The organism is Sphaerisporangium melleum, from assembly GCF_014646695.1.
Classification (GTDB): Bacteria; Actinomycetota; Actinomycetes; order Streptosporangiales; family Streptosporangiaceae; genus Sphaerisporangium; species Sphaerisporangium melleum.
Genome location: NZ_BMNT01000032.1, coordinates 34,493 through 37,745, shown reverse-complemented (window position 1 = coordinate 37,745; position 3,253 = coordinate 34,493). Strand labels below are relative to the sequence as shown.

Below are 3,253 nucleotides of genomic sequence, written 5' to 3'. Positions count from 1 at the left end.
AGCTGGGGCGACACCGCCAACGGCGCCCTCTGCAAGCAGGCGGCGTGGAACGGCGGCAACAACCAGCAGTGGCGGCTGAACAGCCTCGGCAACGGCCGCTACCAGATCGTCAACCGCGGCACCGGCACCGCCCTGGACAGCGGCGGCACCACCACCTCCGGCGCCAACGTGAAGCTGTGGGCGCCGCTCTCGAGCCCCAACCTCGAATGGACCATCACCGCGGTCTGACCGCTCCCCCGCGTGGCCCGATGACCATGACCCTCGGGCCACGCGGATCCGCGGGCCGGCTGAAACCGGGACGCCCGCCGTGGCAGCGTGGGACGGGCGCGACTACGGCGACACCCGCAGGGTCATGCACCGGATCACCCTGCGCGGCGATCGGCCGGTCGGCCCCGCGCGTTCCACCCCCGCGTAGCCGGGCCCACGCCACCCTTCACCACGGGCCTGAGCGGCGAAACCCGGCCCGAGCAGGAGTGACCTGCGGAAATGGGTACCACCGTGGTGGGGAGGCGTGCGCGTGGGCGGCGCGATCGGGGGATCGATGAAAGGGTACGACGTCCGGGGACCGGCGCTGGAGCTCGGCGCCCTGGTGCGCGAGGACGGCACCGCCGAGGCCGCGGAGCAGATCCGGATCTCCGTGAGCATGCTGAACCGGCACGGGCTGGTGGCCGGTGCCACGGGGACCGGGAAGACCAAGACGCTCCAGCTCATGGCGGAGCAGCTTTCGGCCGAGGGGGTTCCGGTCTTCGTCGCCGACGTCAAGGGCGACCTGTCCGGGCTGGCCTCGCCGGGCACGGCCACCGAGCGCGTCCTGTCGCGGGCCGCCGAGGTGGGACAGACGTGGCGGCCCGCGGCCTGCCCGGTGGAGTTCTTCTCCCTGGGCGGGCTCGGGACGGGCGTCCCGATCCGCAGCACCATGACCGCGTTCGGGCCGACTCTGCTCGCCAAGGTCCTCGAGCTCAACGAGACGCAGGAGTCCTCACTCGGGCTGATCTTCCATTTCGCCGACCACAACGGGCTGGCGCTGCTGGACCTGAAGGACCTGACCGCGGTCATCCGGTACCTGACCACCGATCCCGAGGCGCTGCGCGGGATCGGCGGGCTGTCGGCGACGACGGCGGGGGTCATCCTGCGCGCCCTGACCAACTTCGAGGCGCAGGGGGCCGAGGTCTTCTTCGGCGAGCCGGAGTTCGACGTGCGCGACCTGCTCCGGGTGACGGAGGACGGCCGCGGGGTGATCTCCGTGCTGGAGTTGCCGGCCGTGCAGGACCGGCCGCAGCTGTTCTCCACCTTCCTGATGTGGCTGCTCGCCGACCTGTTCCAGGCACTGCCCGAGGTGGGTGACGCCGACCGGCCGAAGCTGGTGTTCTTCTTCGACGAGGCGCACCTGCTGTTCGACGGCGCCTCCAAGGCGTTCCTGCGGTCGATCACCCAGACCGTGCGGCTGATCCGGTCCAAGGGCGTGGGGGTGTTCTTCGTCACCCAGACCCCGCAGGACGTCCCGGCCGACGTGCTGGCGCAACTCGGCGCACGCGTCCAGCACGCCGTGCGCGCCTTCACCCCGCAGGACGCCAAGGCGCTCAAGGCGACCGTGTCGACCTTCCCCACGTCCTCCTACGACCTGGAACGGCTGCTCACCGGGCTCGGCATCGGCGAGGCCGTCGTCACGGTCCTGTCGGAGACGGGCGCGCCGACGCCGGTGGCCTGGACGCGCCTGCGCGCCCCCCGGACGCTCATGGCGCCGTCGAGCCCGGACGTGGTCCAGCAGGTCATCGCCGCCTCCGCCCTGCGGGGGAAGTACGGCACCGAGGTCGACCGGCAGTCGGCCTACGAGATCCTGGCGGCGAGGCTGGCCGCGCAGCAGCCCGCCGAGGCCCAGGCGCGCCCCGCTCCGCAGGCTCGCGGAGGGCGCGAGCGCGACCGGGAACGGGAAGGCGAGCCCGGCAAGAGCGTGCTGGAGAACGTGCTGTCGTCCAAGGAGTTCCGCTCCATGGCCCGGTCGGCGGCCTCCGCGCTGGGCCGGGAGATCAGCAGATCCATCTTCGGCACGGCCCGCCGCGGCCGCCGCTGACAGACACGCCCATCGCGGCCGTTCCCGGGATGGCCATGACCGGCGGCCTGGGACGGGTGCCCCCGTCTCCGGAGCGAGCCGGGGGTTTCGCGTGCGCGGCGCCGCTCGCGCCGAGGTGAATGTTTCACCCTCCGTGCCCGCACGAATTCCCGAAGAAGCTGGTAGAGGTCCGTTTCGCGGACAAAAGGGGAACGGGGCCGCATAGTCCGCCTTGACCGGCGCACGCCGCCGATGCTCCTCTGTGCCGTGAGACTCATGCGCCTGGCCGTCGTGGCCGCCGCCCTCGCGACCACGCTCGCCACACCGCCCGGAGCCCTGGCCGCCGCCGGAAACGGCTCGCCCACCGACTCCAACATCCGCTTCGTCGGCCGCTGGGACACCCGGGACGGCACCGCCTACGTCCCCGGCTGGGCCGGCGCCTACCTGGTCACCGGCTTCACCGGCACCACCGTCAAGCTGAAGCAGCGCAACACCATCGACCTCTACTACAGCATCGACGGCCGCCCCGATGTGTACCTGCAGAACGTGCGGGGCACGGTCGACCTCACCCCCACCGCCCTGCCGGCCGGTGACCACACCCTGCGCGTGTCCTACCGCGTGGTGGCCGGCTCCTACCACGGCGACGCGGTGTTCCAGGGCCTGGTGCTCGACTCGGGTGCGCGCACCCTGCCCGCCCGGCCGGCCCGCGGCACGGTGGAGTTCGTCGGCGACTCCATCACCGTCGGAACCACCACCTCCAAGAACGCCCTCACCGCCTATGGATGGCTGGTCGGTGAGCAGCTCGGGCTGGACCACACGCAGGTCGCCGAGGGCGGCGCCTGCCTGGTCAGCAGCGCCGACGGCTGCGTCGGCCTGGACCGGCGCTTCGTCAAGGTCAGCGCCGCCGACGGAGCCGCCGACCATGACTTCTCGCGCTACCAGGCGGACGCGGTCGTGATCAACCTCGGTACCAACGACGCCGGGCACGGCGTGTCCACGACCCAGTTCCAGAGCTCCTACGCCGGCCTGCTGCGCACCGTCCGGAGCAAGTACCCCAGGGCCGCGATCCTGGCCCTGCAGACCTTCCGCGGCCGGTTCGTGCCGCAGACCCAGGCCGCGGTACAGACCCTCAACGACGCCGGCGACCGCAACGTCTTCTTCGTCCCCACCGACGGCTGGGTGCCGTCCGGCGGCCTGTCCGAC

3 protein-coding genes are annotated in these 3,253 nt (G+C 72.2%); all 3 read left to right on the top strand.

The features are described from left to right. A partial coding sequence (locus tag IEY93_RS26105; RefSeq protein ID WP_189165768.1) for an RICIN domain-containing protein occupies window positions 1–228 on the top strand: 228 nt, incomplete at its 5' end. Window positions 229–541: 313 nt separating this feature from the next. Continuing rightward, window positions 542–2,071: a helicase HerA-like domain-containing protein gene (locus IEY93_RS26100; protein ID WP_189165767.1), complete on the top strand. Its 1,530-nt coding sequence runs from the start codon at window positions 542–544 to the stop codon at window positions 2,069–2,071. A 255-nt stretch (window positions 2,072–2,326) separates the two neighbouring features. Further along, window positions 2,327–3,253 (top strand): GDSL-type esterase/lipase family protein (locus IEY93_RS26095; RefSeq protein ID WP_229691496.1); only part of this gene is annotated, 927 nt, incomplete at its 3' end.